27 protein-coding genes, 2 pseudogenes and 1 riboswitch are annotated in these 26,376 nt (G+C 71.2%); of the genes and pseudogenes, 19 read left to right on the forward strand and 10 right to left on the reverse strand.

From position 1 onward, the window contains the following. Positions 1 to 29 precede the first annotated feature (29 nt). The 6 genes from ACFYL4_RS06810 to ACFYL4_RS06835 all read left to right on the forward strand — a co-directional run bounded on the left by ACFYL4_RS06810 (position 30) and on the right by ACFYL4_RS06835 (position 4,323). Positions 30 to 338 carry a PTS lactose transporter subunit IIB gene (locus ACFYL4_RS06810; RefSeq protein ID WP_357756846.1) on the forward strand — a complete coding sequence of 103 codons (309 nt, stop codon included), beginning with the start codon at positions 30 to 32 and terminating at the stop codon, positions 336 to 338. Then, the gene (locus ACFYL4_RS06815) at positions 328 to 762 is read left to right on the forward strand and encodes a PTS sugar transporter subunit IIA (protein WP_357756849.1); all 435 of its coding nucleotides are present in this window, start codon (positions 328 to 330) and stop codon (positions 760 to 762) included. The genes ACFYL4_RS06810 and ACFYL4_RS06815 overlap by 11 nt, the downstream gene beginning before the upstream one ends. 80 nt (positions 763 to 842) lie before the next feature. Next, positions 843 to 1,883, forward strand: coding sequence for a zinc-dependent dehydrogenase (locus tag ACFYL4_RS06820; protein ID WP_357756851.1), 1,041 nt, complete (start codon positions 843 to 845; stop codon positions 1,881 to 1,883). A gap of 93 nt (positions 1,884 to 1,976) precedes the next feature. Then, the gene (gene ptsP / locus ACFYL4_RS06825) at positions 1,977 to 3,653 is read left to right on the forward strand and encodes a phosphoenolpyruvate--protein phosphotransferase (protein WP_387517018.1); all 1,677 of its coding nucleotides are present in this window, start codon (positions 1,977 to 1,979) and stop codon (positions 3,651 to 3,653) included. A 264-nt stretch (positions 3,654 to 3,917) separates the two neighbouring features. After that, positions 3,918 to 4,124, forward strand: coding sequence for a Scr1 family TA system antitoxin-like transcriptional regulator (locus tag ACFYL4_RS06830; protein ID WP_357756857.1), 207 nt, complete (start codon positions 3,918 to 3,920; stop codon positions 4,122 to 4,124). 10 nt (positions 4,125 to 4,134) lie between these two features. After that, entirely contained in the window at positions 4,135 to 4,323 is a 189-nt protein-coding gene (locus tag ACFYL4_RS06835) for a DUF397 domain-containing protein (RefSeq protein ID WP_387517020.1), read from the forward strand. Positions 4,324 to 4,685: 362 nt separating this feature from the next. Here ACFYL4_RS06835 and ACFYL4_RS06840 read toward each other — a convergent pair. After that, positions 4,686 to 4,883: pseudogene (locus ACFYL4_RS06840) on the reverse strand (helix-turn-helix domain-containing protein); the annotation flags it as partial. 72 nt (positions 4,884 to 4,955) lie between these two features. On the opposite strand from ACFYL4_RS06840, the pseudogene ACFYL4_RS06845 reads away from it, so the two are divergent. After that, positions 4,956 to 5,141: pseudogene (locus tag ACFYL4_RS06845) on the forward strand (colicin E3/pyocin S6 family cytotoxin); the annotation flags it as partial. Further along, positions 5,141 to 5,383: a hypothetical protein gene (locus ACFYL4_RS06850; RefSeq protein ID WP_387517022.1), complete on the forward strand. Its 243-nt coding sequence runs from the start codon at positions 5,141 to 5,143 to the stop codon at positions 5,381 to 5,383. The pseudogene ACFYL4_RS06845 and the gene ACFYL4_RS06850, both read left to right, overlap by 1 nt. A 207-nt stretch (positions 5,384 to 5,590) precedes the next feature. Here the strand turns inward: ACFYL4_RS06850 and ACFYL4_RS06855 are convergent, their stop codons facing one another. Together ACFYL4_RS06855 and ACFYL4_RS06860 are read right to left on the reverse strand one after the other, a co-directional pair. Next, entirely contained in the window at positions 5,591 to 5,932 is a 342-nt protein-coding gene (locus tag ACFYL4_RS06855; RefSeq protein WP_387517024.1) for a glyoxalase superfamily protein, read from the reverse strand. Then, positions 5,929 to 6,561: a TetR/AcrR family transcriptional regulator gene (locus tag ACFYL4_RS06860; RefSeq protein ID WP_387517026.1), complete on the reverse strand. Its 633-nt coding sequence runs from the start codon at positions 6,559 to 6,561 to the stop codon at positions 5,929 to 5,931. The genes ACFYL4_RS06855 and ACFYL4_RS06860 overlap by 4 nt, the downstream gene beginning before the upstream one ends. A 169-nt stretch (positions 6,562 to 6,730) precedes the next feature. Between ACFYL4_RS06860 and ACFYL4_RS06865 the strand changes: the two genes are divergently transcribed. After that, positions 6,731 to 8,338, forward strand: coding sequence for an MFS transporter (locus tag ACFYL4_RS06865; RefSeq protein WP_387517028.1), 1,608 nt, complete (start codon positions 6,731 to 6,733; stop codon positions 8,336 to 8,338). 75 nt (positions 8,339 to 8,413) lie between these two features. Here ACFYL4_RS06865 and argJ read toward each other — a convergent pair whose 3' ends face one another. Beyond that, positions 8,414 to 9,574 (reverse strand): bifunctional glutamate N-acetyltransferase/amino-acid acetyltransferase ArgJ, encoded by a 1,161-nt coding sequence (gene argJ, locus ACFYL4_RS06870; RefSeq protein ID WP_357756873.1) that lies wholly within the window; start codon positions 9,572 to 9,574, stop codon positions 8,414 to 8,416. A 228-nt stretch (positions 9,575 to 9,802) separates the two neighbouring features. Between argJ and ACFYL4_RS06875 the strand changes: the two genes are divergently transcribed. Then, entirely contained in the window at positions 9,803 to 10,834 is a 1,032-nt protein-coding gene (locus ACFYL4_RS06875) for a serine hydrolase domain-containing protein (protein WP_387517031.1), read from the forward strand. Here ACFYL4_RS06875 and otsB read toward each other — a convergent pair. Both otsB and ACFYL4_RS06885 read right to left on the reverse strand, forming a co-directional pair. Continuing rightward, positions 10,803 to 11,648 (reverse strand): trehalose-phosphatase, encoded by an 846-nt coding sequence (otsB, locus tag ACFYL4_RS06880; protein WP_387517034.1) that lies wholly within the window; start codon positions 11,646 to 11,648, stop codon positions 10,803 to 10,805. The genes ACFYL4_RS06875 and otsB overlap by 32 nt on opposite strands. A 151-nt stretch (positions 11,649 to 11,799) precedes the next feature. Next, positions 11,800 to 12,084, reverse strand: a complete 285-nt coding sequence (locus ACFYL4_RS06885) for a DUF3263 domain-containing protein (protein ID WP_017544090.1) — start codon at positions 12,082 to 12,084, stop codon at positions 11,800 to 11,802. Positions 12,085 to 12,314: 230 nt separating this feature from the next. Between ACFYL4_RS06885 and ACFYL4_RS06890 the strand changes: the two genes are divergently transcribed. The 3 genes from ACFYL4_RS06890 (at position 12,315) to ACFYL4_RS06900 (ending at position 15,322) form a co-directional block, all read left to right on the forward strand. Beyond that, on the forward strand, positions 12,315 to 13,580 hold the full coding sequence (locus tag ACFYL4_RS06890; protein ID WP_387517037.1) for a S8 family serine peptidase: 1,266 nt from the start codon (positions 12,315 to 12,317) through the stop codon (positions 13,578 to 13,580). Positions 13,581 to 13,811: 231 nt separating this feature from the next. Continuing rightward, on the forward strand, positions 13,812 to 14,603 hold the full coding sequence (locus tag ACFYL4_RS06895) for a class I SAM-dependent methyltransferase (RefSeq protein WP_357756886.1): 792 nt from the start codon (positions 13,812 to 13,814) through the stop codon (positions 14,601 to 14,603). Between the two features lie 113 nt (positions 14,604 to 14,716). Next, on the forward strand, positions 14,717 to 15,322 hold the full coding sequence (locus ACFYL4_RS06900) for a GrpB family protein (protein ID WP_387517039.1): 606 nt from the start codon (positions 14,717 to 14,719) through the stop codon (positions 15,320 to 15,322). 246 nt (positions 15,323 to 15,568) lie between these two features. Here ACFYL4_RS06900 and ACFYL4_RS06905 read toward each other — a convergent pair whose 3' ends face one another. Beyond that, positions 15,569 to 17,017 (reverse strand): trehalose-6-phosphate synthase, encoded by a 1,449-nt coding sequence (locus ACFYL4_RS06905; RefSeq protein WP_357756891.1) that lies wholly within the window; start codon positions 17,015 to 17,017, stop codon positions 15,569 to 15,571. 287 nt (positions 17,018 to 17,304) lie between these two features. After that, positions 17,305 to 17,445, forward strand: a riboswitch (SAM riboswitch). 13 nt (positions 17,446 to 17,458) lie between these two features. On the opposite strand from ACFYL4_RS06905, the gene thrC reads away from it, so the two are divergent. The 6 genes from thrC (at position 17,459) to groL (ending at position 23,666) form a co-directional block, all read left to right on the forward strand. After that, complete coding sequence (gene thrC, locus ACFYL4_RS06910; protein WP_357756894.1) at positions 17,459 to 18,718, forward strand: threonine synthase; 1,260 nt, start codon at positions 17,459 to 17,461, stop codon at positions 18,716 to 18,718. A gap of 64 nt (positions 18,719 to 18,782) precedes the next feature. Next, positions 18,783 to 19,061 (forward strand): ubiquitin-like small modifier protein 1, encoded by a 279-nt coding sequence (locus ACFYL4_RS06915; RefSeq protein WP_357756897.1) that lies wholly within the window; start codon positions 18,783 to 18,785, stop codon positions 19,059 to 19,061. A gap of 96 nt (positions 19,062 to 19,157) precedes the next feature. Further along, complete coding sequence (locus ACFYL4_RS06920) at positions 19,158 to 19,763, forward strand: PadR family transcriptional regulator (protein ID WP_387517042.1); 606 nt, start codon at positions 19,158 to 19,160, stop codon at positions 19,761 to 19,763. Positions 19,764 to 19,904: 141 nt separating this feature from the next. Further along, the gene (locus tag ACFYL4_RS06925; protein ID WP_387517044.1) at positions 19,905 to 20,876 is read left to right on the forward strand and encodes an ATP-binding cassette domain-containing protein; all 972 of its coding nucleotides are present in this window, start codon (positions 19,905 to 19,907) and stop codon (positions 20,874 to 20,876) included. Beyond that, a complete protein-coding gene (locus ACFYL4_RS06930) occupies positions 20,873 to 21,688 on the forward strand; it encodes an ABC transporter permease (protein WP_387517046.1) in 816 nt (271 codons plus the stop codon). The genes ACFYL4_RS06925 and ACFYL4_RS06930 overlap by 4 nt, the downstream gene beginning before the upstream one ends. Positions 21,689 to 22,034: 346 nt before the next feature. Then, on the forward strand, positions 22,035 to 23,666 hold the full coding sequence (groL, locus tag ACFYL4_RS06935) for a chaperonin GroEL (protein WP_357756906.1): 1,632 nt from the start codon (positions 22,035 to 22,037) through the stop codon (positions 23,664 to 23,666). A gap of 110 nt (positions 23,667 to 23,776) precedes the next feature. On the opposite strand, the gene zwf is transcribed toward groL, so the two are convergent. The 3 genes from zwf to ACFYL4_RS06950 all read right to left on the reverse strand — a co-directional run bounded on the left by zwf (position 23,777) and on the right by ACFYL4_RS06950 (position 26,284). Further along, positions 23,777 to 25,204, reverse strand: a complete 1,428-nt coding sequence (zwf, locus tag ACFYL4_RS06940; RefSeq protein ID WP_387517048.1) for a glucose-6-phosphate dehydrogenase — start codon at positions 25,202 to 25,204, stop codon at positions 23,777 to 23,779. Positions 25,205 to 25,395: 191 nt separating this feature from the next. After that, positions 25,396 to 25,890, reverse strand: coding sequence for an NUDIX hydrolase (locus tag ACFYL4_RS06945; RefSeq protein ID WP_387517050.1), 495 nt, complete (start codon positions 25,888 to 25,890; stop codon positions 25,396 to 25,398). A 70-nt stretch (positions 25,891 to 25,960) separates the two neighbouring features. Then, positions 25,961 to 26,284 (reverse strand): hypothetical protein, encoded by a 324-nt coding sequence (locus ACFYL4_RS06950; RefSeq protein WP_357767462.1) that lies wholly within the window; start codon positions 26,282 to 26,284, stop codon positions 25,961 to 25,963. Between the last annotated feature and the right edge of the window lie 92 nt (positions 26,285 to 26,376).

The raw sequence follows: 26,376 nt of genomic DNA on the forward strand, positions 1-26,376 counted from the left end.
ACCCCACCAACAGAACCGGAGCACCGTTCATGGCCACCATCGAAGGTTCGGACATCAAGAAGGTCGTCGTCGCCTGCGACGCCGGGATGGGCAGCAGCGTCCTGCTCACCTCGCAGCTCAAGAAGAGCCTGTCCCCCTACGGCGTCAACGTCGAGCACTCGCCGGTCGACCGCATCCCCGAGGACGCCGACCTGGTCCTGTGTCACACCGGCCTGGTCGACCGGGCCCGCCACCGCGCCACCGACACCGTGGTCGTCGGCTTCCAGATGTTCCTGGGCGACCCCGCCTTCGCCCGCGTCGAGGCGGCCATCCGGGACGGTGGCACCCTTGGCGACTGACCTCTCCCTCAGCGCCGACGCCGTGCGCCTGGGCGCCACCGCCCGGGACCGGGCCGACGCCATCGACCAGTGCGGGGCGCTCCTCGTGGAACTCGGCGCCGTCGAACCCGGCTACGTGCCCGCCATGCACGAGCGGGAGGCCTCCATCCCGACCTTCGTGGGTGAGGGCGTGGCCATCCCGCACGGCACCGACGCCTCCCGCAGCATGGTGAAGCGGACCGCCCTCGCGGTGATCCAGTTCCCCGAGGGGGTCGACTGGGGCGGGCCCACCGTGCATGTCGCCATCGGCATCGCGGCCTCCGGCAGCGAACACCTCCAGGTCCTGTCCTCGCTCGCCGGGGTCCTCACCGACCCCGACCGCGCGGCGCGCCTGCGCGCGGCCACCGGCGTCGACGACGTCCTGGAGCTCCTCGCCGCGGACTGACCCCGCGGCACCCGACCCACGCACCACCGGCCGGGGCGGAGAACCCCGCCCCGGCCCAGCCCCACCAGAAAGGCCCGAACATGCTCGTCGCCCGCTTCTACGCCCCCGGTGACATCCGTCTGGAGCAGGCTCCCGAGCCCACCCCCGGACCGGGACAGCTCAAGATCGCCGTCGTCAACTGCTCCACCTGCGGCACCGACGTGAAGATCTCCAAGCACGGCCACCACCACATCCGCCCGCCCCGGGTGATCGGCCACGAGATCGCGGGCCGGATCGTCGAGGTCGGCGAGGGCGTCGACGGCTGGTCCGAGGGCGACCGGGTCCAGGTCATCGCTGCCATCCCCTGCGGCACCTGCGCGGAGTGCTCCGACGGCCGGTTCACGGTCTGCTCCAACCAGGAGTCCATGGGCTACCACTACGACGGCGGCTTCGCCGAGTACATGATCATCCCCGAGGCCGTCCTCGCGGTCGACGGCGTCAACCGCGTGCCCGACAACGTCGACCTCGCCGAGGCCTCCGTGGCCGAGCCGCTGGCCTGCGTCCTCAACGGCCAGGAGATCGCCGGGGTCGGCGAGGGCGACACGGTCGTGGTCATGGGTGCCGGCCCCATCGGCTGCCTGCACGTGCGGCTCGCCCGGGCCAAGGGCGCCGCCAAGGTGTTCCTGGTGGACCTCAACCGGGGCCGCCTGGACATGTCCGCCGCGCTCGTGGAGCCGGACGCCGCGATCTGCGGCGAGGAGACCGACGCGGTCGCCGAGGTGCTCCGCCTGACCGACGGTCGCGGCGCCGACCTGATCATCACCGCCGCCGCCTCCGGCAGGGCCCAGGAGGACGCCCTCCAGATGGCGGCGCGCAGCGGACGGATCAGCTTCTTCGGTGGGCTGCCCAAGGACGCCCCGGTGATCCAGCTGGACGCGAACGTCGTGCACTACAAGGAGATCTCGATCTTCGGTGCCAACGGCTCCAGCCCCGAGCACAACAAGCGCGCCCTCGAACTGATCTCGTCCGGGGCCGTCCCGGTCGCGGACCTCATCACCGAGCGGATGCCGCTGTCCGACGTGCACAAGGCGATCGAGACCGTGGCCTCGGGCACCGCCGTCAAGGTGACCATCGAGCCCTGACGGTTGTCCACAGATCCCGGAATCGCCCTGGCGCGACAGCGCGTTTCCGGGTTCCCTAGTACCCAACAGACCACCCCCCACAGGAGAGCACGCATGGAGCAGACGAACCCCGCCCGGGTACTGGAAGGCATCGCGGCGGGCCCGGGTGGGGCCGTCGCTCCGGTGGCCAGGATGGCGGCGCCGCCGTCCCTGCCCGACCGCGAACCCGGGGTCGCCGACACCGAGGCCGAGAAGGAGACGGCGCGGAGCGCTCTGGAGGGCGTGGCCGCCGACCTCGAGGCCCGGGCCGCCTCGCTCGACGGCGAGGCCGCCGCGGTGCTCAACGCCCAGGCGCTGATGGCCCGCGACCCGGAGCTGTCGCGCCAGATCGAGGAGGCCATCTCCGCGGACCGGGCGGCGGCCTGGGCGGTGTGGGAGGCCTGCGGCCGCTACCAGGACCTGCTCCTGGCGGCCGGGGGGTACCTGGCCGAACGGGCCGCCGACCTGGCCGACATCCGGGACCGCGCCATCGCCGCGCTCCTGGGCCTGCCCATGCCCGGGCTGCCCGACCCCGGCCACGCGCACGTGCTGGTGGCCGAGGACCTGGCCCCGGCGGACACCGTCCGCCTCGACACCAGCCGGGTGAAGGCCATCGTCACCCGGCTGGGCGGTCCCACCAGCCACACCGTCATCCTCGCCCGCTCCCTGGGCCTGCCCGCCGTCGTGGGCTGCTCCGGGGCCGACGAACTGACCGACGGCACCACCGTCGCGGTCGACGGCGACGCGGGGACCGTCGAGGTCGACCCGGCCCCCGAGGTGGCCGAGCGGGTCCGCGCCCGGGCCGAACGTCGCCGCGCCGTGCTGGCCGAGAGCTCCGGACCGGGCCGGACCCGGGACGGCGTTCCCGTGTCCCTCCTGCTCAACGCGGGCGAGGGGGACCCGGAGGAGGCCGCCGCGCACGACAGCGAGGGCATCGGCCTGCTGCGCACCGAGTTCCTCTTCCTCGACCGGGCCGACCCGCCCACCGTCGCCGAGCAGACCGAGGCCTACACCCGGCTGTTCCGGGCCTTCAAGGACCGCACCGTCACCGTGCGCACCCTGGACGCGGGCTCGGACAAGCCGCTGGCCTTCGCCGCGACCGGCGAGGAGGACAACCCCGCCCTCGGTGTTCGGGGCTTTCGCACCTCGCGGGTCCACCCGGACCTGCTGGCCGACCAGCTCACCGCCATCGCCGCCGCCACACGCGCCTGCGAGGACACCCGGGTGCGGGTCATGGCGCCCATGGTGTCGACAGCCGCCGAAGCGGGGGAGTTCGCGGCCCTCGCCCGCGCCGCCGGAATCACCGAGGTCGGCGTCATGATCGAGGTGCCCGCCGCGGCCCTGCTCGCGGACCGCCTCCTGTCCCACGTGGACTTCGTGTCCATCGGCACCAACGACCTCGCGCAGTACACGATGGCGGCCGACCGCACCCTGGGCGCGCTCCCCGACCTGCTCGACCCCTGGCAGCCAGCGCTGCTCGCCCTGATCCAGCGGGTGGGCGACGCGGGCCGGGGCCGCTCGGTCGGCGTGTGCGGCGAGGCCGCGGCGGACCCCCTGCTCGCCCTGGTGCTCGTCGGTCTCGGGGTCACCAGCCTGTCGACGGCTCCCCCCGCCCTGCCCGCGGTGCGCTACGCCCTGGCCCGCCACACCGAGGAGGAGTGCCGGGCCCTGGCCAGCGTGGCGCTCGACGCTCCCGGCCCCGCCCGCGAGGCCGTCAGAAGGGCCGCCCACCCGGAGGTCACCGACCTCTGACCGCGGACGGGTCGGGGGCCGGAGAGGACGGTGCCCGGACCCCTGAGCCACCGACGAGGCCCCAGTTCGATGTCTGGGGCCTCGTCGCGTTCCAGCTCCCGGTGCGGTCCCCGGCGAGGAGCCTTCTGGGCGCTGACCTGCGCCGTCATCGGGTGCCGCCAGTGGTGGCCGGGGTTGGGAGGGTGAACTCGGCCCAGATGACCGTGCCCAGCCCCTGGCAGAAGGGGAAGTCCAGCACCGGCCGGGGCCCCAGCGGGACGAGAGGTGGCCGACCATGAGCACACTCCCTCCGCGTTCGGCCTGCTCCGAGTCCTGTCGGATGCGATCGTGTACCTGGAGGCCCGGCGCGATGGTCTCTACCTTGAGGACCCGGAGCAGGTCATTGACTACCGCGATGTTCTCGACCTTCTCCAGGGCGCGGCTCTGTCTCCAGCTGAGTCCGTGCAACACCTAACCCGACTCATCGACTAGGACACCGCACGTGCACCTGACCCAAGACCTGGAGTTCCGTAAGTCGTCGTACAGTTCTACTGCTCAGGAGTGTGTCGAGGTCGCTGACGTGCGCGGTGTGTCGGCTGTCCGGGACACCCAGCACCGCGATCTGGGAGCGTTGGCGTTCCCCTCCTCGGAGTGGCAGGCGCTGATCGACACGGCCCGTCTGGAGGCGTAACGCCCCGGGGAGCAAACAGGCCCTCCGCCCTGACGGGTGGGGGGCCTGTTGCACCTGAATGCCCTGTTACAGGGCGTCCGTCGTCGTACGCGCCAAGCGCTCCTCGGGATGCGCCAGCCTCGGCTCCTGGGGACGTGTTCCTCTGAGTATGAGTCCCAGGTGTGGGAAGGACCGAGCGCGTCAGCCTGTGCCCCACCCCGGCAGGGGCTGTACTCATGCACCCCCATGCCAACGAACTCGCCTTCCGCAAGAGCAGCTACAGCAATCAGGCGCAGAACTGCGTGGTGGTCGCCGACCTCACTCTCTATTTCTTCTGGAGTCGCCTTGAGCGCACGAAGAATCCGTTCAACATCGATGGAAGAGGGAACCAGTTTACCTGTCTCTATCTTCGAGACCTTACCCTGACTCATCCCGAAGATGGAGGCGAGCCGCTCTCCGGTGGGGTCGGTCTTTTTGCGCACGCGACGAAGCACCTCGGGTGGCTCCGCTCGGCACCTTCGATGTTCTCTGGTTCCAGCATTAGTTGGGCGTAGTCGCTGAAGGCGTCGAAGAACTCCCACCAGGCGTCACCTTCCAAGCGCACGGGCAGCCTCTGCGCCGGTCAGGGTTCCCCGAAATAGGGTGGTGGTCATCGGTCCCGTTGGACCTTGCCGGACGGTCGGGTCCTTGGGTGGGACTCCACGCATGGCACGATGGGAAGGTGGGTCAGTGGTCAGAGGAACGCCAAGCGCATGGGTGAGTTCAGGCCGGATTCGGGACGTCGGATTCCTGGGCAAACAAGCAATTCGATTCAATATCGCACGCTGGGAGGGTGTTGATGGTCGAGTGGATGCTGGATGAATTCGATCGCGATTCGGGTCGTTTCATTGGGAGCTACCGGATTTCCGGGTTATCGGACGCGGACGCGGGGTCTCTACTGGGTGTGGATGAGGTGCGGATCGGGCTCGTCTACGACATTCCCGAGACTTCTCTGGCCGAGATCTCGGCTCGATTCGGTCTGATGGTGTATCCGGAGCATCGAGAATACTTGCTGGGGACGGGAGACTCTGGATCTGCGTGAATCAGTAGGCCGGTGGAACGCGCCATCGCAGCATCGGTCCAGGGTGGATAATCATCCATGGGCGCAAGATGACGAGCCGTGGTCGCAGGGGGACATCCGGCCTGATCTCGATCACTGGATGCTGGGGGTGGAGCGTTCGGGGTCGGCCGTGCGTCCGCCCGCCACCTGATCCCCACCGCTCGCGCGTCGGAGGGCGTACGAGCGGACTCAGGTCGTCGGCGTGCCGATCCTCAGACGATTGCCGTCCGGGTCGCGGAGCTCGATCTCGCACGCCCAGGGAGCCTCCTCCACCTTCGCCCCGAACTCGGCGGCGATCGCGTCCACGTCCCGCACCCGCAGGTACACCAGGGTGTCCGGCCCGGCATCGCCGGTGTGCTCGGACAGGAAGAGGCGCACCGAACCGCGGCCGACCTCGACGAAGGCGGGGAAACCGGGTTCGAAGCGGTGCTCCCACTCCAGTGTGAAGCCCAGTCGCTCGTACCAGCGGACGGCCGCGGCGGCGTCGGTCACGCGAAGGATCGGGATGACCGCCTCGGCCCCGGCGCTCATCCCTGGCTCCAGCTTCCGCAGACGGCGTCCGGGACCAGGTCGAGCTGTTCGAGGAAGCACCGGAGCAGGCCGTCGGTGTTGTCCCCGCACCCGGAGTCCGCCCAGACCTGGAAACCGTTGTTGAGCGTGGCGTAGAAGACCGCCGCCACCAGGGCGGGCCGGTGGTCGGCCGGGTCCACCCCGGCGCGTTCGGCGATGACGCGCGCGAGACGGGACTGGCGGCGGGCGCAGTAGCGCATGTTCACCTCGATGAGCTCGGGGCTCCGCGAGATGAAGTTGGCCGCGCTCCCCTGGAGGTGCAGCTCCTCGCGCTCCAGCACCTCCCAGTGATCGCGCATGGCGTTGCGCAGCGCGCGGAAGGGCGGCTCGTCGGCGGGACGCTCGCGCACGAAGGCGCAGAGAAGCTCGTCGACCTCCTCGATCGCCTCCAGGACCACGTTCTCCTTGGAGGCGAAGTACCGGAAGAACGTCCGCTGGGAGACCCCCGCGCTGGTGGCGATCTCCTCCGTGGTGGTCGCCTCGTACCCCTTCTCGTGGAAGAGGCGCAGCCCGGACTCGATGAGGGTGTCGCGCAGCTCGGCCTTCTTGCGCTCGCGCAGTCCGACGTTCTCGGGGCTCGTCGTACTCATGGACGTGCCTCCACTCCCGGGTGAGACGCCTGCTTCCTGTCCCTGGAGGATACACGCGCGCCGAAGTGATGTCAGTCACTGACAAATGTCAGCGATCGTCAAATGTCAGCGACTGCCATAATCTTCCCTGGTACGGGGACGCACGACCGAGGACGAGGACACGGGGTACATGACCACGCAGGCCGAACAGAGCCCGAGAGACCCGCAGCACCCGCCGAGCGGGCAGACACCGACCGCCCGGCCCCGCTTCACCGAGAGCCCCTGGGCCACCCTCGTCGCGATCGCCTTCGGCGTCATGATGGTCGCCCTCGACGGCACCATCGTGGCCGTGGCCAACCCCGCGATCGGCGCCAGTCTGGGGGCCTCCCTGGCCGAGCTCCAGTGGGTCACCCACGGCTACCTGCTCGGACTCGCGGTCTTCCTCATCACGGCGGGCAAGATCGGTGACCGCTTCGGCTACCGGAACACCTACCTCGTCGGCGTCGTCGGCTTCGTGCTCTCCTCGGTGGCGATCGCCCTGTCGTCCGGTGTCATCATGCTCATCGGATTCCGGATCGTCCAGGGAGTTTTCGGCGCCCTCCTGCTCCCCTCCGCGATGGGGCTCCTGCGGGCCGGCTTCCCTCCCTCCAAGCTCGGCCGGGCCTTCGGGGTCTTCGGCAGCCTGATCGGCGCGGCCACCGCCGGAGGCCCGATCCTCGGCGGTGTCCTGGTCGGCGCGTTCAGCTGGGAGGCCGTGTTCTACATCAACGTGCCCGTCGGGGCGGTCGCGATCGGGCTGGGCCTGTGGCTCCTGTCCGCCAACCGGCCCACCGACGCGGGCAGCCGCATGGACGTGCCCGGCATCGTCCTGGTGAGCGTCGCGATCTTCGCCCTCGTCTGGACCCTGGTCGAGGCCCCGAGCATCGGCTGGGCGCACCCGGTCACCCTGGTCTCGCTGGCGGCCGCGGTCCTCTTCGGCGCGGCCTTCCTCATCTGGGAGCGGCGCCCGGAACAGCCGCTCGTCCCTCTCGCGCTCTTCGCCCACCCCTCGCTCTCGATCGGCGTGGTGCTGACCGTGGCGATGGCGCTGGGCCTGATGGGCTCGCTGTTCTTCATCACCTTCTACCTCCAGGGCGTGCGCGGCCTGAGCCCCGCCCAGACCGGGCTCCAGCTCATCTCCATGACCGCGATGATGGCGATCACCTCGCCCATCGCCGGGCGGCTCCTGGACCGGGTGGGCGCACGCCTTCCCACCACCGCCGGCCTGCTGTCGTCCTCGGCGGGGATGTTCCTGCTCTCCCGGCTGGAGAGCGACACCGGCGTCCCCTACGTCTCGCTCGCGTTCGTGCTGCTGGGCGTGGGTCTGAGCCTGGTCATGACGGGCGCCACCGCCGCGATCATCGGGAACGCCCCGGTGCGCTACGCGGGGGTGGCCTCGGCGCTCCAGCAGGCCGCCATGCAGCTGGGCGGCTCGCTGGGGACGGCCGTGCTGGGCGCGGTCATGTCCGCGACCATCGTCTCCACGCTGCCCGGACACTACGCGGCCGCCGGAGTGGCCGAGCCCTCCGCAGACGAGCTGTCCGCCATGCAGAGCACCGTCGCCCAGGGCGGCGCGGTCGTTCCGGAGGGCGCGGACGCGGGCGTGACCGCAGCGATCACGGAGGCGAGCAACCTCGCCTTCCTCGACGGTCTGCACCTGGCCTTCGGGATCGCCGCCGTCGTGATGCTGGTGGCGGCGGGGCTGTCCCTGTTCATGCGCGCGGGGAGGATGACGGACGGCCCCGTGGTGCACATCTGACCCGCGCGACGTCACGAACGAGGGCCCTGGTGGTGCGCCCACCAGGGCCCTCCCGTGTTCACCGGCCGTCGCGGCTCAGGTCGTGTAGTCGGCGTTGATCCTGATGTAGCCCTCGGTCAGGTCGCAGCCGTACACCGTGAACGCGCCCTCGGCGATCCCCAGGTCGACGCTGATCACCACCTCGTCACCCTTCATGTGCAGGGCGGCCCGCTCCAGGGTCTCCTCCGTGGCCCGGCGGGGGAAGGTCTCCACGTCCCCGAAGACGATCCGCACGTTCTCCGGGTGCACGTCGGTCTCGTCCGAGCACTTGCCCACGGCCATCGCGACCCGGCCCCAGTTCGGGTCGGCGCCGTGCACCGCGGTCTTCACCAGCGGCGAGTTCACCACGGCCTTGCCGATCCGTTTCGCCTGGGCGTCGTCGCGCGCCCCGGTGACCCGGACCTCGATCAGCTTGCCCGCGCCCTCACCGTCGGAGGCGATCATCCGGACCAGGTCCAGGGCCACCTCGTACAGGGCGGACTCGAACGCGTCGACGTCCACCGGACCGGCGAGCCCGTTCGCGAAGATCGCGGCGGAGTCGCTGGTGGAGGTGTCGGTGTCGATGCTCAGGGCGTTGAAGGTTCGGTCCACCACCCGCCGGAACACCGCGTCCAGGACCGGCTGGTCCACCTCCGCGTCGGTGAAGAACCAGGTCAGCATGGTGGCCATGTTGGGTTCGATCATGCCGACACCCTTGGCGATGCCGGTCAGGGTGGCGTCGCCGACCTTCGCGGTGGCGACCTTGGGGTGGGTGTCGGTGGTCATCATGGCCGCCGCCGAGCGGTCCAGGTCGGCCGGGGGGAACTCGGCGGGGAGGTCGGCGAGGTAGGAGCGCACCCGGTCCATGGGGTAGGGGCGTCCGATGACCCCCGTGGAGGCGATGAGGATCTGGTCGGGGTCGACCCCGGCGGCGCGGGCCACCCCGTCCCGCACCTCGCGCGCGTCGGCCGTGCCGATCTGGCCGGTGGCCACGTTGGCGTTGCGCGCGATCACGGTGACGCCCCTGGCCCGGCCGTCGGCGGCGGCCTCGCGGCTGATGCGGACGCTCGGCCCGGCGAACCGCGACTGGGTGAACACGGCGGAGACCGCCGCGGGGACCTCGGAGACGACCGTGAAGAAGTCGTCGTCGGGGTCCTTGATCCCGATGTTTCCGGCCACGCCGACGAAACCGGCGGGAACGGGGGTCTTGCTGCTCATCGTCCTCCTCGGAACTGCGTGTGCGCCAGCCTACTTCGCCGGACCCGCGCCACAGGAGGCCGGAGCCGGGCCGGAGCGGCACCCGGGCCGCGCCACGCCAGAACGGCGCGGTTACGGCCATGACCTGCGGGGGTTTCGTACTGTTCGGAGACGGCACGGGTGTGACAAGCCGGAGTGAACGGGGTATCCGCCGAGAAGTGGGGGAGACCGCTCGGGGGGAGGCGTGTTGTGCGTGATGGTGACTGGCTCACGGAGACTGGGGCGCGAATCCGTGGCGTCCTGAAGGTGATGGTGGACGCGGACTGGTTGCCGGGCGGGGCCGCCGTGGTCGGCACCGGCGGTATGTGGGAGTTCGTGGCGGTGGGCAGGACCAGCGGAGATCACGACACCGCGCCCGACGTCTCCTACGACGTCGCGAGCCTGACGAAGGTGATGGCGACTTGGCCGCTCGTCGGCAGGGCGATCGCCGAGGGGGTTTTGGACATCAACGCCCCCATGTCCGAATACTTTCCCGGGGAGGACCTTCCCGGGGCCTGGGTGACGACCAGGCAGATCCTCACGCACACGAGCCGGCTCAACCCCGTCGCGTGGATGGAGCGGTACGTCGGCACCGGCCAGGACCTGGCCGAGGCGATCCTCTCGGACCCGCTGGAGGAGCCCGGGTACGAGTACATCGACCGGGGTTTCATCCTGCTCGGCCTGCTCCTGGAACGCCTGTACGGCGCCAGCCTGGACCGGCTCGCCGACGACCTGTGGGCCGATCTCGGCCTGCGCTCCACGGCCTACGGTCCGCTGGGGAGGTCCCCGGAGGTGGCGCCGACCGAGCGCAGGCTCGTCGGGGCGGCCCCCGCGTGGGGTGTGGTGCACGACGAGGCCGCGGCCCTGATGGGCGGTGTCGCCGGGCACGCGGGGGTGTTCAGCACCGCGATCGACCTGGGCGCCTTCGCCCGGGAGATGCTGCGGTTGCACGACGGCGAGTCCGGGGCGATCCCCGCGTCGTTCGTACGGGAGAGCTGGTCACCTCAGGTCGACGCGGGGGCGCGGTTGTCGCGGGGGCTGGCTTGGTTGGTCACCCCGGAGGGCGTGGTCTACCACAACGGGTTCACCGGGACGAGCCTGTTCCTGCACCCGCAGAGCGGGCGCTACGTGGGTGTGCTGACCAACGCGGTGCACTACGGGCGCGACCGGACCGGTCTGGTGGACCTGCGTTCGGCCGCGCGCTCGGCGCTCACGCCCCAAGCCCACGAATCGTCTCCGTGAGGTGGTCGAGCAGCGCGACCAGGCCTTCGGGCCCTTCGACGACGAGGTCGGCGCGGTCGGCGACCTCGGTCACCTCGTCGGAGGAGGAGCACACGGTGAGTCCGGGGACCCCGCGCGCGCGAAGGTCGGCCACGGCGGCGAAGGCGGGCAGGTCGCCGAGGTCGTCGCCGGCGTAGAGGACGCTCCGGGCCGCCCTCTCCTCCACCAGGGAGGTGAGGGCCCCACCCTTGTCCACACCCTGTGGACGGAGCTCGATCACCCTGCGCCCGGGCTCCACCCTGAGACCCGCGCGCTCGGCCAGCGCCGCGAGCGGAGCGGCCAACAGGTCCAGGGCCGCGTCGGGGTCGGCCGCGCGCCGCGTGTGCACGGCCAGCGACCGCCCCTTGTCCTCGATCCAGGTGCCCTCCGGGGCGCCGGAGGACTCCACCAGGGAGGGGAGCTCGGCCCTGACCAGGGCGACACCGGGCGGAGGATCGGCGGCCAGCACCCGGCCGTCCGACCAGCGCTCCGCGCCGTAGTGGCCGAGCACGACGATCCCGGGCACCTCGTCCAACCCGCCGAGCCGTACGGCGGTGGCGGCGGGACGACCGGTGATCACCGCGACGGTGCCCAACCGGGAGGCCAGGGCCGTCAGGGCGGCCACGATCCCGGGTTGCGGGGCGGAGTCACGGGGGTCGGCGACGATGGGCGCCAGGGTTCCGTCGAAGTCGAAGGCGGCCAGCGCCCGGGAGGGGGCGCGGACCAGGGCGTCGAGCGCGGCGCGCCCCGACTCGGTGGTCGGCGCGGTCGGACCGTCTGCTGGGGACGAGGGCATGCGGGGACCTTGTCACTGTCGGGTGCGGTGCTCCGTGGTGGCACCGGGCGCGTGCGCTCCCGGTGACGTCGACTCCTCGTCTACCCGTTCCGGGCGTGTCCCACCCGAGGGGGCGGCTCCGCGACCCTCGCGCGCGGCCCGGCGGTGCGCACTAGAGATGGATGCCCAACTGCCGGGCGTTGCGTTGGCGTCTGCGGTCGGCGCGCAGGCGGCGCAGGCGTTTGACGGTCATCGGGTCGAAGGCGAGCGCCTCGGGGCGCTCCACCAGACCGTTGAGGAGCTGGTAGTAACGGGTCGCGGAGAACCCGAACTCGTCTCGGATCGCCTGTTCCTTGGAGCCCTCGAACTTCCACCACTGGCGTTCGAAGGCGAGGATGCGCTGTTCGCGCTCGGCGAGGGCCGACTGACCGTCGTCGGACGGACCGATATTCGGCATGGGACACCCCCTGGACGGGTAATTGGTTTGTCCGGATCGGCGCGACTCATGCTAGCGACTCGACATGCCGGATGAGGAGCGGAAGACCCAGGACTGGCACCAGGGATACAGTTACGTCTCCTACCCCCCAGGCCACTTGTCCAAGCCTGAATCCTGTGCACATGACAGAATCGCGAGGGTCCGGGGAGGGCCCGGCGCAGCACCGACCGCAACGTTCGAGGGAGCCAGACGTGCTCGGGGGCAACAGCCGTAGCAGGACACACCAGCGCCACGTTGTGAGCGCCACGGCGGGGGCCTGCGCGGCGCTCGCCGTACTGGGACTGACGGCGGTTCCAGCCGCCGCCGACGACGTCCCCGACTTCCGACCGGACCAGTGGAGCCTGGCCTCCATCGGGGCCCAGGAAGCCTGGGAGACCAGCCAGGGGCAGGGCGTCACCGTGGCCCTCCCGGGGGTCTCCGTCGACGAGGAACACCCCGACCTCAGGGACAACCTGGTGGTCGACACCGAGTTCGGGGGCAACGGCGGCGACACCGACCTGGGCACGGCCATGGGGGCCCTGGCCGTCGGGCACGGGCACGGCATGGACGCGGACGGCGGTGTACTGGGCGTGGCCCCGGCGGCGCGTCTGCTGGTCCTGCCCACCGGCACCGACTCCTCGGGTTCCGGCTCGGCCGACACCGGGGACGCCGACGCCACGGCGGGAACGGAGTCACCCGGCGCCGACGCCACCGCGGCGGCCGCCGACTCCGCCGACCTCGCCGACGTCATCGGCTACGCCGTCGAGCAGGGGGCACAGGTCGTCCTGCTGCCCACCGAGGTCGACCAGGACGAGGACCTCCAGGCCGCCACCGCGTCGGCCACCCGCAGCGGCACCCTGGTCGTCGCCCCGGCGGGCGGCGAGGACGACCCCAACGTCCTCGCGGTGGGCGGTGTGACCGAGGAGGGGACGCTCCTGCCCGACTCCCCGCCCGCCTCGGCGATCGGGCTCCTCGCGCCCGGCGCGGAGCTGTCCACCGCCGGGCCCGACATGGGCCAGGTCGACGTGACCGGAACGCCCTACGCGGCGGCGGTGGCCGCGGGCGCGGCGGCCCTGCTCAACTCCGAGTACCCGCAGCTCGGCTCCGAGCAGCTCCGCGCCGCGCTGGTGGAGGGGGCGCAGCAGGGGACCGAGGGACTGTCCTCCCTCTACCTGCCCGCCGCCGTCGAACAGGCCTCCGGCGAGGCCCAGGACATTCCGCTCGTCGACGACGACCTGGTGCAGGACGACTCACCGACCGTCCCGGTGTGGATGTGGTTCGCGCTCGTCGGCGTGGTACTGGCGCTGATCGTCATCCTGCTGGTGCTGTGGGTGCGCCGGAGCACCAAGGACCCCTACGGGGTGGAGGCCGAACGGCGCGAGGAGGACCAGCGCCTCGCGGCCGAGCGGGCCGAACAGGCCAAGGCGGAGGAGCGCCCCTCCCGGAGGAAGAAGGGCGGGCGCCGCCGCAAGACGTAGCCGTCGAGACCTCCGCCGGGCCGTCGCGGCCCCGTGGTGAGGCGCCGGACCCGTGGGGGAGGGCCGTGGCAGACCGGGCGAAAGTCCCGTGACGCCACGGCTTCTCGTTGGTTAGGGTGCGTGCGGAACCACCCCGCCCCCCGGGGGACTCGAGTCGAGTCCCCGGGTCGGCGGGCGCCTCGTTCCGGTACACACCCTGACTCGGCACACACCTCGACGGCGGGAGCCACCATGGTCCGAACACACGACGGTAGCGCGGGCGACGCGGACTACGGGGTCATCTCCCGCACGTACACGGACCACCGTCAACCGGAACCGAGGATCGCCGCGCTGGTGCACGCGGCCCTGGGCGGTGCCCGGACGGTGCTCAACGTCGGTGCCGGGGCCGGGTCCTACGAACCCTCCGCCCTCGACGTCACGCCGGTGGAGCCCTCGTCCAGCATGCGCGCCAGACGCCCCGCGCACCTGGCCCCGGCGGTCGACGGCACCGCGGAGTCGCTTCCCTTCCCCGACGGCTCCTTCGACGCCGCCATGACCACCTTCAGCGTCCACCAGTGGTCCGACACGGCCCGCGGACTCGCCGAGGTCCGCCGGGTCACCACCGGGCCCGTGGCGGTGCTGACCTGCGATCCGGCCCTGGTGCGCGACTTCTGGCTGTACGACTACTGCCCCGAGGTCCTGGACACCGAGGCCCGGCGCTACCCGGCGCCGTCGGCCCTCGCGGAGGGGCTGGGCGGGACGACCACGGTCACCCGCGTGCCGATCCCGCTCGACTGCTCGGACGGGTTCAACGAGGCCTACTACGGACGCCCCGAGCTGTTGCTCGACCCCGGTGCCCGCCAGGCCTGCTCCGCCTGGAGCTTCGTCGACGAGGACGCGCACGCCCGCTTCCACGAGCACCTCACCCGCGACCTGCGCGACGGCACGTGGGACGCGCGCCACGGACACCTCCGCGAACTCCCCGAATGGGAGGGCTCACTCGTCCTGGTGGTCTCCACTCCGGACGGGCCCAGCGCGGTGTGACCGTCGCGTTCGGTCAGGGCGTTCCGACGTTCGGTGACGCACGAATGCGCGTGCATATGTAAGGCACGCGGAAAGCCTTGACGCGGGTGCGACGGGAGACAAGGCTTTGTGGAATGTCGCCCCTCGAAACGCCCTCTCTGCCCTCCCGAGGAGATAAGCGGGTCGTGTCCGACCCGATGGCACGCAATCTGGTCAACGGTCGCGTGCGCCTCTCCGACCCCGACCCGAAGTGGCCCTACCTGTTCCGCCAGGAGGAGTCCCGCATCCGGGGAGCCCTCGGCGACCGCGTACTGACCCTGGAACACGTCGGCTCCACCTCGGTGCCCGGCCTGGCCGCCAAACCGTGCGTGGACCTGGTCATGACGGTCGCCGACTCCGCCGACGAGTCCGCCTACCTCCCCGACCTGGAGAGGGTCGGGTACGCGCTGGTCATCGCGGAACCCGACTGGTTCGAGCACCGGGTGCTCAAGGGGCCCAACGTCAACCTCAACCTCCACGTGTTCGGCGCGGGGTGCGAGGAGGTCGACCGGATGCGGCTCTTCCGCGACTACCTCGCGGCGGACGCCGGGGCGCGCGAACGCTACACCGCCGTCAAACGCGAGCTGTCCGAGCTCACCTGGAAGCGCATCCAGGACTACGCCGACGCCAAGTCCGACATCGTCACGGAGCTCCTGGCCGAGGCCGAGGCATGGCGCGCGCGAACCCCGGGCCAGGGCTGAGACCCGCCCCGGGCGCGCCCGCGTGAGCCCCGGCGGTGCCGACCCGACACCGCCGGACGGCGTGGACACGGCGCGCCGACCGGCGGCCCGTCCCCCGCGACCACGTCCTGACCGATGACCACCGCCCGACCGGTCCTGAACCCACCGGGGCGGTGCCGGGCACCGATCCGCTTCGGGGCCCGGCCCGGTTCCGTCAGGGCGCGTCGTCCCGTCCCGGGCACGGGTGCCCCCGGCGTCCCCGCCTGCTCAGGCGCCGCCCACGCGCAGGGACCGCAGCTGCTCCTGGAACCACCGGCGCGGAGGCAGCGCCACGGCCGCCTCGGCCAGCCGCTCCCGGCGCTCCTTGCGTTCCGGAGCGGGCATCGACAGCGCCCGGTGCAGCGCCTCCGCGGTCTCCACCGTGTCGTAGGGGTTGACCAGCAGGGCGTCCGCACCCAGCTCGTCCGCCGCGCCCGCCTCACGTGAGAGCACCAGGACCGAGTCCCGCTCGGACAGGACCGGGCCCTCCTTGGCGACCAGGTTCATGCCGTCCCGGATCGGGTTCACCAGGAGCACGTCCGCGATCTGGAACGACGCCAGCGATCGCGGGTAGTCGTCGTTGACCTCCAGCACCAGCGGGGTCCACTCCGGCGTCGCGAACTCCTCGTTGATCTCCCTCGCGGTCCGCAGCACCGCGTCGGTGTACTCCCGGTACTCGGGTACGTCGCCCCGGCTGGGGTAGGCGAAGGCCAGGTGGGTGACGCGGCCGCGCCACTCCGGGTGCGCCGTGAGCAGCTCGCGGTACGCCTCCAACCCGCGCACGATGTTCTTGGAGAGCTCGGTGCGGTCGACCCGGACGATGAGCCGGGTGTCGCCCACCGCCTCGCCCAGAGTCCGCCTGCGGTCGGCCACGGCGGGATCGGACGCGCTCTCCCGCAGGCCGGTCTCGTCGGCGCCCAGCGCGTGCACGCCCACCTGGACGACCCGGCCGCCGTGCTCCACGGTGCCCCGTTCGAGGTCGACGTCGGCGCGCAGGACCTCGGCGCAGCAGCGCAGGAACGCGTTCGCCCACCGCGGGCTGTGGAACCCCAGCCGGTCGGCGCCGAGCATCCCCTCCAGCAGTTCCCGGGCCACCTGGTCGGGCAGCATGCGGAAGTACTCCGGCGGGGCCCAGGGCGTGTGCGAGAAGTGCGCGATGCGCAGGTCGGGGCGGCGTGCCCGCAGGATGCGCGGCACCAGCGCCAGGTGGTAGTCCTGCACGGCCACGCGCGCGTTCTCGGCGGCGCCGCCCACGAGGGCCTCGGCGAAGGCGTTGTTGTAGGCGGTGTAGTCCTCCCACAGGCGTCGGAACTCCGAGCCGAAGGAGGGCGAGTTCGGGGTGTCGTAGAGCAGGTGCTGCACGAACCACAGGGTCGAGTTGGCCACCCCGGTGTAGGCGCCGGAGAAGGTCGTCTCAGGGAGTTCCAGCATGTGGACGCGCATGCCGTCGAGGTCGTGCGCGCGGTCCAGTCGGGCCCCGGGTGCCTCGGCGGCCGCCCGGCGGTCGGCGTCGGACAGGGCGGCGCACACCCAGAGCCCGTCGATCTCGGAGGCCACGGAGATCATTCCCGAGACCAGGCCGCCCCCGCCCCGACGGTGCTCCAGGGAGCCGTCGTCGGCGGTGGAGAAGGAGACCGGCCCCCTGTTGGAGGCGATGAGGATCTCGGCCTTGTCCACTGGTCGTCCTCTCGACGAAGGATGGGTCGTGGTTCACGCTCCCCCTAGGTCTCGCCTGGAGCCGGTGACCCCAAACCCCCTCGGGGGCAACGGTGGACACCGTCACACCCGTGGAGGAGCCGCCGTTCGCACCCCCGGAACGCACCGGCTTCCCGCCCCTGGCGGACACTTCCGTCTCACCATGTGGGAGGAGTTGTGTAATCCGGATCACCCGGCGTGGAAAACGGGTCGCATCCTCGGTTACAGTGACGGTGCGTTCTCGAAGGAGAACCGCCACAACTTCATATTGCTCATCCAGAGGGGTGGAGGGACCGGCCCTGCGAAGCCCCGGCAACCATCTCGACATGTGGAACCGCGATCACCGCGTCCCGTCGAGACAGGTGCCAACTCCGGCCTGGGGTCAAGGTGGCCACCAGGAAAGATGAGGGGAGACGCCTCGCCATGGCGATTGCCGCCGCCGAACCCACCTCCGTCCGCGCCTTCGGCCCGGGAACCGCGCTGTCCTGTCGGGAGTGCGGGGAGCGCTACGAACTCTCGCCGATCTTCGCCTGCCAGTTCTGCTTCGGCCCCCTGGAGATCGCCTACGACTTCGGGACCGTCACCCGCGAGCAGATCGAGAGCGGCCCCAAGAACATCTGGCGCTACCGCTCCCTCCTCCCGGTCCCCGACAACGTGGCCGACCTGCCCAACATGAACCCCGGCCTCACCCCCCTCGTCAGGGCCGACCGCCTCGCCGCCGAACTCGGCCTGCGCTCCCTGTACGTCAAGGACGACTCGGCCAACCCCACGCACTCCTTCAAGGACCGGGTCGTCGCGATCGCCGTCGAGGCCGCCCGCACCTTCGGCTTCACCACGCTCTCGTGCTCCTCCACCGGCAACCTCGCCGGTGCGGTGGGCGCCGCCGCCGCGCGCGCCGGGTTCGACTCGTGCGTGTTCATCCCCGCCGGTCTGGAGGAGGGCAAGGTCGTGATGGCCGCCGTGTACGGCGGGAAGGTCGTGGCCATCGACGGCAACTACGACGACGTCAACCGCTTCTGCTCCGAGCTCATCGGCGACGAGGCCGGGGAGAGCTGGGGCTTCACCAACGTCAACCTGCGGCCCTACTACGCCGAGGGCTCCAAGACGCTGGCCTACGAGATCGCCGAGCAGCTCGGCTGGCGCCTGCCCGAGCAGATCGTCATCCCGATCGCGTCCGGCTCCCAGCTCACCAAGATCGACAAGGGCTTCCAGGAGCTGATCCGGGTCGGCCTGGTCGAGGACCGCCCGTACAAGGTGTTCGGGGCGCAGGCCACCGGTTGCTCGCCGGTCGCCCGCGCGTGGGCCGAGGGGCACGACGTCATCCAGCCGGTCAAGCCGGACACGATCGCCAAGTCGCTGGCGATCGGCAACCCCGCCGACGGCCCGTACGTGCTGGACATCGCCACCCGCACCGGCGGTTCGATCGAGCACGTCGGCGACGACGAGATCGTCGACGCCATCAAGCTGCTGGCCCGCACGGAGGGCATCTTCGCGGAGACCGCAGGCGGCGTGACCACCGGAGTCCTGCGCAAGCTGGTGCGCGAGGGCACGCTCGACCCCGAGGCGGAGACGGTCATCGTCAACACGGGTGACGGGCTCAAGACCCTCAACGCCGTCGACTCGGGCGTCACCGCCACGATCAAGCCGTCCCTGGAGGCCTTCAAGGCCGAGGGCCTGGCCTGATCCCCGGGCCCGCGCCCGCACCCACCACCCCGCGCAGCACCCACGTCCCAGGAGTACGAACACCATGAGCGTCAGCGTCCGCGTGCCCACCATCCTGCGCACCTACACCAACGACGTGTCGGAGGTGACCGCCGAGGGCGGCACCCTGGCCGAGGTCCTCGACGACCTGGAGGCCAACCACCCGGGCATCCGCGCCCGCGTGCTCGACGACAACGGCAAGGTCCGCCGCTTCGTCAACGTCTACGTCGGTGACGAGGACGTCCGCTTCGACCAGGGCCTCCAGACCGAGGTCCGGGACGGCCAGCAGATCTCGATCATCCCGGCCGTCGCCGGGGGCTGCTGACCCCGAGGCACCACACGGACGGGGCGGGCGCCGGAGGGCGCCCGCCCCGTCCGTGTGCCCGTCCCCTCGTAACCTGGGAGGAGGACTCTTCCGGGGATGAGGGTGGCGATGTCGGCGACGCGGTTGTTGGTGCTCGGTGTGGTGCGCATTCACGGGCGGGCGCACGGGTACCGGGTGGGCCGTGAACTCATGGGGTGGGGTGTCGAGGAGTGGGCCAACGTGAAGTGGGGGTCCCTCTACCACGCTCTGCGCAAACTCTCCGAACAGGGCAAGCTCCGTGAGTTCGTGGCCGAGGGGGAGGCGTCCGGCCGGACCTCCTACGAGGTCACCGAGGACGGTGAGGCCGAGTTCCACCGGCTCCTGCGCAAGGCGCTGAGTTCGACCGAGGACGAGGCCCTGCTGTGCGCCGGTGTCACCCTGATGATCGCGCTGACCCGCGCTGAGGCGATCGGCCTGTTGCGGCAGAGGTTGGCACGGTTGGAGGAGGACGAGGCCGAGCTGCGCGCGTCGATGGACCTGCCCGACTCCGAGTGGGGCAAGCCCCCACACGTGCGCGAGCTGTTCCGGTTCTGGTCGTACTCGCTCGACTCGGGCACGGCATGGACCCGGCAGCTGATCTCCTCCCTTGAGACGGGGAGGTACGTCATGGCCGACGACGGACCTGACGACGGTCCCCGGCAGCCGGGACCGCTCCCGGTCTGAGCTGCCCGAGACCCTCGCCCGCCGCGGCGCTGCCCCGCACCGGGTCCCCTTCTGGGACCCACGCCCACGTATTCAAACTTGAACATCCCTTCGGTGTGGTGCATCATGTCCCCGTATTCAAGTTTTAATACGGAGGGCTCGATGATCCGCACACAGGAGCTGACCCGGCACTTCCGGATCGGCAAGGAGACCGTCGAAGCCGTGCGCGGCGTCGACATCGAGGTGGCCGAGGGGGAGGCCGTCGCGCTCCTCGGACCCAACGGCGCGGGTAAATCCACCACCCTGCGCATGCTCACCACGCTTCTCGAACCCACGTCCGGGAGCGCCACCGTCGCCGGGCGCGACGTGCGCGCCGAACCCGCCGAGGTGCGCCGCCGGATCGGGTTCGTCGGGCAGGGCCACGGCGCCGGGGAGGACCAGCGGGTCCGCGACGACCTCCGCACCCAGGGCCTCCTGTACGGCCTGGACCGCCGCGCCGCGGGACGTCGCTCGGACGCCCTGCTGGAGATGCTCGACCTCACCCCCGCCGCCGGGCGCGAGGTCGCCAACCTCTCCGGCGGTCAACGGCGCCGACTCGACATCGCCATGGGCCTGGTCCACCACCCAGATCTGCTCTTCCTGGACGAACCCTCCGCGGGTCTGGACCCCCACAGCCGGGCCAACCTGTGGGAACACGTCGCACGGCTGCGCGCGGAGTTCGGCACGACGATCGTGCTCACCACCCACTACCTGGACGAGGCCGACTCCGCGGCAGAACGGGTCCTGGTCATCGACCACGGCCGCGTGATCGCCGACGGCACGCCGGAGGAACTCAAGGGGCGCGTCTCCGGCGACCTGGTCGGGCTCGCCCTCGCCGACGAGGACCAGGCCCGCGCGGCCGTGGGCGTGGCCGAGCGGATCGCCCCGAACGGCGACGCCGGGGTCCATGACGGACCCGGGGCCCAACACGAGGTGCGGTTCAGGGTGGAACACGGAGACGCGGTGCTCCCCGAACTTCTGCGCGCCCTCGACGCCGCGGGCCTCGACGTGCGTGCCGTCCAGGTGCAGCGGCCCACCCTGGACGACGTGTTCCTGACCCTGACCGGCCGCAGTCTGCGCGAGGAGGACCAGTGACCGCCGTCGACCGGACCGCGACCGTGCCCGATGCGCCCACACGGGCGGCCGGAGGATTCGCGGGGGTGCTGCGCGACACCGGGACCGTCCTCGCGCGCCAGGCGCGACCCGTCCTGGGGCGGCCGTTCATGATCGTCTTCGGAATGCTCCAGCCACTGCTGTACCTGGTGCTGTTCGCGCCACTGCTCACCGGGCTGGCGGGGGCCGAGGGCGAGAACCCGTGGCAGTGGTTCGTGCCCGGCCTGTTGGTGATGCTGGCCCTCTTCACCGCCGGGTTCGCCGGGTTCGGCCTGTTGCCGGAGCTGTCCTCGGGCGAATTCGAGCGGATGCTGGTCACCCCGGTCAGCCGGGTGGCGCTCCTGCTCGGCCGGGTCCTGGGCGATCTCGCGACCATGCTGGTCCAGATGGCGCTCATCCTCGTGCTGGTGCTGCCGTTCGGATTCCGAACCACCGTGCCCGGCGCACTCGCGGGATTCGCCCTGCTCGCCGTGCTGGGGATCGGGCTGGCCACACTGTCGTACCTGGCCGCGATGGTCGCCAAGCACACCTACGTGTTCGCCCCGATCGTCCAGACCGTGATGGTGCCCCTCATGCTCCTCTCGGGTCTGCTCCTGCCGATGGAGCTGGCCCCGGGGTGGCTGTACACGCTGTCGCGGTTCAACCCGGTGGCGCATGTGGTGGACGCCGCCCGGGTGCTCTTCGACGGCGGTCCGTGGGACGGCACGGTCCTGCTCGGTTGGGCGATGGCGCTCGGACTGGCGTGCGTAGCGATGGCTGTGGGCGCACGCTCGATGCGCCGCCTCAACGGCTGAACGGGCGGACCCCTGGTCATCGGGCCGGTGACCGCCCGGCCACCGGTTCCTCCGGGGGTCCGTCCTCTGTTCGCCGAGCGCTCAAACCCGCACGTCGGGGGATGTTTCGCCTGGTCAGTGTGGTTTCTCCGATCGTCGAAATCGTGACCACATCGTTTGCACTCTCCAGGGTCGAGTGCTAAAAAAGGGAGTGGTTAGCACTCACCTTCACCGAGTGCTAACCGGATCGAGGCTGCGAGATCGCGGACCTCCGGCAGCAGGGTTGCCGGAGCGGAAGCGGTCGTCCGTCGCGGGCGCACGCCTCGTCCCATCGCGTATCAGCCCGGTTACGGGAGGACAGAACTCAATGGCAGCCAAACTGATCGCGTTCGACGAGGAGGCCCGTCGCGGCCTCGAGCGCGGCATGAACCAGCTCGCGGACGCCGTCAAGGTCACGCTCGGCCCGAAGGGTCGCAACGTCGTCCTGGAGAAGAAGTGGGGCGCCCCCACGATCACCAACGACGGTGTCTCCATCGCCAAGGAGATCGAGCTCGAGGACCCGTGGGAGAAGATCGGGGCCGAGCTGGTCAAGGAGGTCGCCAAGAAGACGGACGACGTCGCCGGTGACGGTACGACCACCGCCACCGTCCTGGCCCAGGCGCTCGTGCGCGAGGGTCTGCGCAACGTCGCCGCCGGCGCCAACCCGATCGGCCTCAAGCGCGGCATCGAGGCCGCCGTGGCCCGCATCAACGAGGAGCTCGGCAACCTCTCGAAGGACGTCGAGACCAAGGAGCAGATCGCCTCCACCGCCTCCATCTCCGCTGGTGACACCCAGATCGGCGAGACCATCGCCGAGGCGATGGACAAGGTCGGCAAGGAAGGCGTCATCACCGTCGAGGAGGGGCAGACCTTCGGGCTCGAGCTGGAGCTCGCCGAGGGCATGCGCTTCGACAAGGGCTACATCTCGCCCTACTTCGCCACCGACCTCGAGCGCATGGAGACGGTCCTCGAGGACCCCTACATCCTCATCGTCAACTCGAAGATCTCCAACAACAACGAGTTCCTGCCCGTTGTCGAGAAGGTCCTCCAGTCCGGCCGTCCGCTGATGGTCATCGCCGAGGACGTCGCCGACGGCGCCCTCCAGACCCTCGTGGTCAACAAGATCCGCGGCACCTTCAAGTCCGTCGCCGTCAAGGCCCCGGGCTTCGGTGACCGCCGCAAGGCCCAGCTCGGCGACATCGCCGTGCTGACCGGCGGTCAGGTCATCACCGAGGAGGTCGGCCTCAAGCTCGAGAACACCGAGCTCGACCTGCTCGGCCGCGCCCGCAAGATCGTCGTCACCAAGGACGAGACCACCATCGTCGACGGTGCCGGTGACGCCACCGCCATCGCCGGTCGCGTGAACGAGATCCGCAACGAGATCGAGCGCACCGACTCCGACTACGACCGCGAGAAGCTCCAGGAGCGTCTCGCGCGCCTGGCCGGCGGCGTGGCCGTCATCAAGGCCGGTGCCGCCACCGAGGTGGAGCTCAAGGAGCGCAAGCACCGCATCGAGGACGCCGTTCGCAACGCCAAGGCCGCGGTCGAGGAGGGCATCCTGCCCGGTGGCGGCGTCGCGCTGCTCCAGGCCAGCGTCCCCGCGTTCGAGAAGCTGGACCTCGACGGTGACGAGGCCATCGGCGCCGACATCGTGCGTCGCGCCATCGCCGAGCCGCTCAAGCAGATCGCGGTCAACGCCGGTCTCGAAGGCGGCGTCGTGGCGGACAAGGTCAAGAACCTGGAGCCCGGGTTCGGCCTGAACGCCGCCAGCGGCGAGTACACCGACCTGTTCAAGGACGGCGTCATCGACCCGACCAAGGTCACCCGTTCCGCCCTGCAGAACGCGTCGTCCATCGCTGGTCTGTTCCTGACCACCGAGGCCGTCATCGCCGACAAGCCGGAGAAGGCCGCGGCTCCCGCCGGCGACCCGACCGGTGGCATGGGCGGCATGGACTTCTAGCAGGTCCGTGACACCGGGCGCGAGCCCGTAGGCGCCTGAGGTCGATACGCGACCTCGCCCGCGACGACCGGGCGGCCCCACCAGGGCCGCCCGGTTTCGCTCGTCCCGGGTCACTCCCCGGCCGCGCCCTGGGGCCGGATCGCGTCGGCCAGAGGATGCCAGCCCCGGTCACCGGGAAGGACCCGCGCCGACTCCGGCCCGTAGGAGCCCCGGGGATAGGGCTCGGGCCGCGCCGTGTCGCGCAGGAGCGGGTCCACGATCCGCCACGACTCCTCGACCACGTCGAAGCTCACGAACCGCTCGGGGTCGCCCGCCACGGCGTCGCGCAGCACGTGGTCGTAGGCCTCGTGACCCCGCCCCAACTGGCGCTCCACGTCGGCGCCGAGCACCAGTCGGGCCGCCGAGTCGCCCTCGGCCCCGGGTTCGTTGAGCAGCATCTCGAAGGTCACCCCGGACCACGGCTCCAGCTGGAACCGGACCAGGTTGGCAGGGCCCGGGTAGAGGACGGGTGCGGGGCGCCGGAGCTCGGCCACCACCTCCCACGCGGTGAGCGGCATGTTCTTGCCCGAGCGCACGTAGAACGGCACCCCCGACCAGCGGCGGTTGTCCACCCACATGCGCAGCGCGAAGAAGGTCTCCGAGGTGGAGTCGGGCCGCACCCCCTCCGTGTCCAGGTAGCCGTCGTAGCGGCCCCGGACGGCGTCGGCCGGTTCGAGGGTGCGCACGGCCCGCAGCAGACGCAGCTTCTCGTCCTTGAGCGCGACGGCGCCCGTGGTCACCGGGGCGTCCATGGTGAGCAGGGCGAACAGTTGGAGGAGGTGGTTCTGGAACACGTCCCGGACCGCCCCGGCGGCGTCGTAGAAGGAGCCCCGGTCGTCCACCCCGAAGTCCTCGGCCATGGTGATCTGCACGTTGTCCACGTACGTCCGGTTCCACACGGGCTCCAACAGGGTGTTGCCGAACCGGGTCACCGGAAGTCCGCGGATCGGTTCCTCTCCGAGGAAGTGGTCGACCAGGTACAGGCTCTCCGAGGGAAAGCAGTCCAGGAGCGCCCGGTGGAGTTCGCGGGCCGAGGCGAGGTCGTGCCCGAAGGGCTTCTCCACGACCAGACGGCTGTCGCGGTGCAGCCCCGCCTCCGCGAGCGAGCGGGCGACCGTCGTGAACAGGGCGGGTGGTACCGCGAGGTAGTGGGCGGTGTGCGAACCCTCGGGGAGGAGGGCGGCCAGGTCCGCGTAGGTGCCGGGGTCGTTGAGGTCACCGGCGACCAGGGTCATCCGGTCCGTGAGGGAGCGCAGGGCCGCCTCGTCGACGGTGGTGCCGCGCTCGGAGTCCGTCTCGGCGAGGTGCTCGGTGACGGCCTCGCGGGTGCGGCGCCGCAGGGTCTCGGTGTCCCAGTCGCAGCGGGCCACCCCCACGATCCGGGTGCGGGGCTCCTCCCGGGTGGCCAGGTGGTAGAGGGCGGGCATGAGGTACTTCCGGGCGAGGTCCCCGGTCACCCCGAAGATCACCAGGGTGTCGGCGTTGGGTCCCGTGGTCATGCTGTCCCCCCGTCGGCTGCCGGTGCGCGGTCCGCGCACGGTGGCGGTACCCGGTTCGCACCGGTGACGCGCCCAAGGGCGGGCCAAGAAAGGGTGACCGGGCCGCCGAGGTCCCAGAGTTCACGAGGTGCTCGGGGTCCAGGGCCACCTCGACCCCGATCCGCCGGTCGGAGCGGGCCCGGTCGGGGGGTCTAGGGGCGGGGAGGGCGATCCGCGCCCGTGGCGTCGAGCCAGGCCCGGACCGCCGCCCCCACCTGCGGGGTGAGGTCGCTGGCCGCGTACTCCTCGGCGGGAAGCCACCGGTACGCCGTGTGCTCGTCGGAGAGCACCACCTCCGCGCCGTCGTGGGGGAGGGCGAAGGTGAACTGGCGCTTGGGGAACCCGTGCCGGGACACGTAGTCGAACCAGGTCACGAAGGGGTCCAGGGGGAGCGGCCCGCCGGGCCGACCGATCTCCTCGCGTAGCTCCCGGGCCAAGCCGTCCAGGACCGTCTCCCCGGGGTCGACCCCGCCCGAGGGCAGGCTCTCCGCGCCGGGGAAGGACGTGTCGTCGTCGCGGCGGCGGAGCAGGAGGATCTCACTCCGCGCGTTCCGGTGCACGATCGCGCCCGCCGAGAACCGCGTGATCCCCGCTCGGCGCGCGGCCTCGTCCAGGTCGGCGAAGGTCACGGGTCCCATGGAGCTCATGGGCCGACCGTATCCGGACGGACGCCGGGGGCACGGGCGGCCCGGGCCCGGGGCGCGGGCTCCCGGGGCGTCACCGCGGCCCGGTGACGCGCAGGGCCACCAGGGTGGCGACCAGCCAGGCCGCCCCGGCCACCGCCAGAGTGGCGGCGGCGGGAGCTCCGGCGACGTGGGCCAGGCCTCCGAGTGTGAGAGGGGGGAGGACGGTGCCGCCCAGGACGAGGAGGGCGGCCGAGGCCCGTTCCGCCGCTGAGCCCGCGCGGGTCCTCGCCCTGAACCGGGCCCAGAGCCCTCCCGAGCCGATGCCCGCCTCCATCCGGTAGGTGAAGGGGGTCCGGTCGATGTCGACGTCCGCTCTCGCGCGCGGGGGTTCGTCGTCCAGACGAATCTCCCTCACGCGGTCTTCCCGAGCCTGCCGCTCCTGCGGGAGCCGGCCTCGGGGATCTCCCATGAACGAACCTCCAGACGTTGGCGTACGGGGGCGGTGCC

It is taken from the genome of Nocardiopsis sp. NPDC006938, assembly GCF_042869555.1.
Lineage (GTDB): Bacteria > Actinomycetota > Actinomycetes > Streptosporangiales > Streptosporangiaceae > Nocardiopsis.

Excerpts from the sequence above, each read along its gene's own strand:
- ACFYL4_RS06850 (WP_387517022.1), top strand. The coding sequence starts at position 5,141 with ATGGTCGAGTGGATGCTGGATGAATTCGATCGCGATTCGGGTCGTTTC.
- ACFYL4_RS06920 (WP_387517042.1), top strand. The coding sequence starts at position 19,158 with ATGAGGGTGGCGATGTCGGCGACGCGGTTGTTGGTGCTCGGTGTGGTG.
- ACFYL4_RS06810 (WP_357756846.1), top strand. The coding sequence starts at position 30 with ATGGCCACCATCGAAGGTTCGGACATCAAGAAGGTCGTCGTCGCCTGC.
- ACFYL4_RS06820 (WP_357756851.1), top strand. The coding sequence starts at position 843 with ATGCTCGTCGCCCGCTTCTACGCCCCCGGTGACATCCGTCTGGAGCAG.
- ACFYL4_RS06865 (WP_387517028.1), top strand. The coding sequence starts at position 6,731 with ATGACCACGCAGGCCGAACAGAGCCCGAGAGACCCGCAGCACCCGCCG.
- ACFYL4_RS06885 (WP_017544090.1), bottom strand. The coding sequence starts at position 12,084 with ATGCCGAATATCGGTCCGTCCGACGACGGTCAGTCGGCCCTCGCCGAG.
- ACFYL4_RS06895 (WP_357756886.1), top strand. The coding sequence starts at position 13,812 with ATGGTCCGAACACACGACGGTAGCGCGGGCGACGCGGACTACGGGGTC.
- ACFYL4_RS06945 (WP_387517050.1), bottom strand. The coding sequence starts at position 25,890 with ATGAGCTCCATGGGACCCGTGACCTTCGCCGACCTGGACGAGGCCGCG.
- thrC (WP_357756894.1), top strand. The coding sequence starts at position 17,459 with ATGGCGATTGCCGCCGCCGAACCCACCTCCGTCCGCGCCTTCGGCCCG.
- otsB (WP_387517034.1), bottom strand. The coding sequence starts at position 11,648 with ATGCCCTCGTCCCCAGCAGACGGTCCGACCGCGCCGACCACCGAGTCG.
- ACFYL4_RS06925 (WP_387517044.1), top strand. The coding sequence starts at position 19,905 with ATGATCCGCACACAGGAGCTGACCCGGCACTTCCGGATCGGCAAGGAG.
- ptsP (WP_387517018.1), top strand. The coding sequence starts at position 1,977 with ATGGAGCAGACGAACCCCGCCCGGGTACTGGAAGGCATCGCGGCGGGC.
- zwf (WP_387517048.1), bottom strand. The coding sequence starts at position 25,204 with ATGACCACGGGACCCAACGCCGACACCCTGGTGATCTTCGGGGTGACC.
- ACFYL4_RS06900 (WP_387517039.1), top strand. The coding sequence starts at position 14,717 with ATGTCGCCCCTCGAAACGCCCTCTCTGCCCTCCCGAGGAGATAAGCGG.
- argJ (WP_357756873.1), bottom strand. The coding sequence starts at position 9,574 with ATGAGCAGCAAGACCCCCGTTCCCGCCGGTTTCGTCGGCGTGGCCGGA.
- groL (WP_357756906.1), top strand. The coding sequence starts at position 22,035 with ATGGCAGCCAAACTGATCGCGTTCGACGAGGAGGCCCGTCGCGGCCTC.
- ACFYL4_RS06855 (WP_387517024.1), bottom strand. The coding sequence starts at position 5,932 with ATGAGCGCCGGGGCCGAGGCGGTCATCCCGATCCTTCGCGTGACCGAC.
- ACFYL4_RS06860 (WP_387517026.1), bottom strand. The coding sequence starts at position 6,561 with ATGAGTACGACGAGCCCCGAGAACGTCGGACTGCGCGAGCGCAAGAAG.
- ACFYL4_RS06915 (WP_357756897.1), top strand. The coding sequence starts at position 18,783 with ATGAGCGTCAGCGTCCGCGTGCCCACCATCCTGCGCACCTACACCAAC.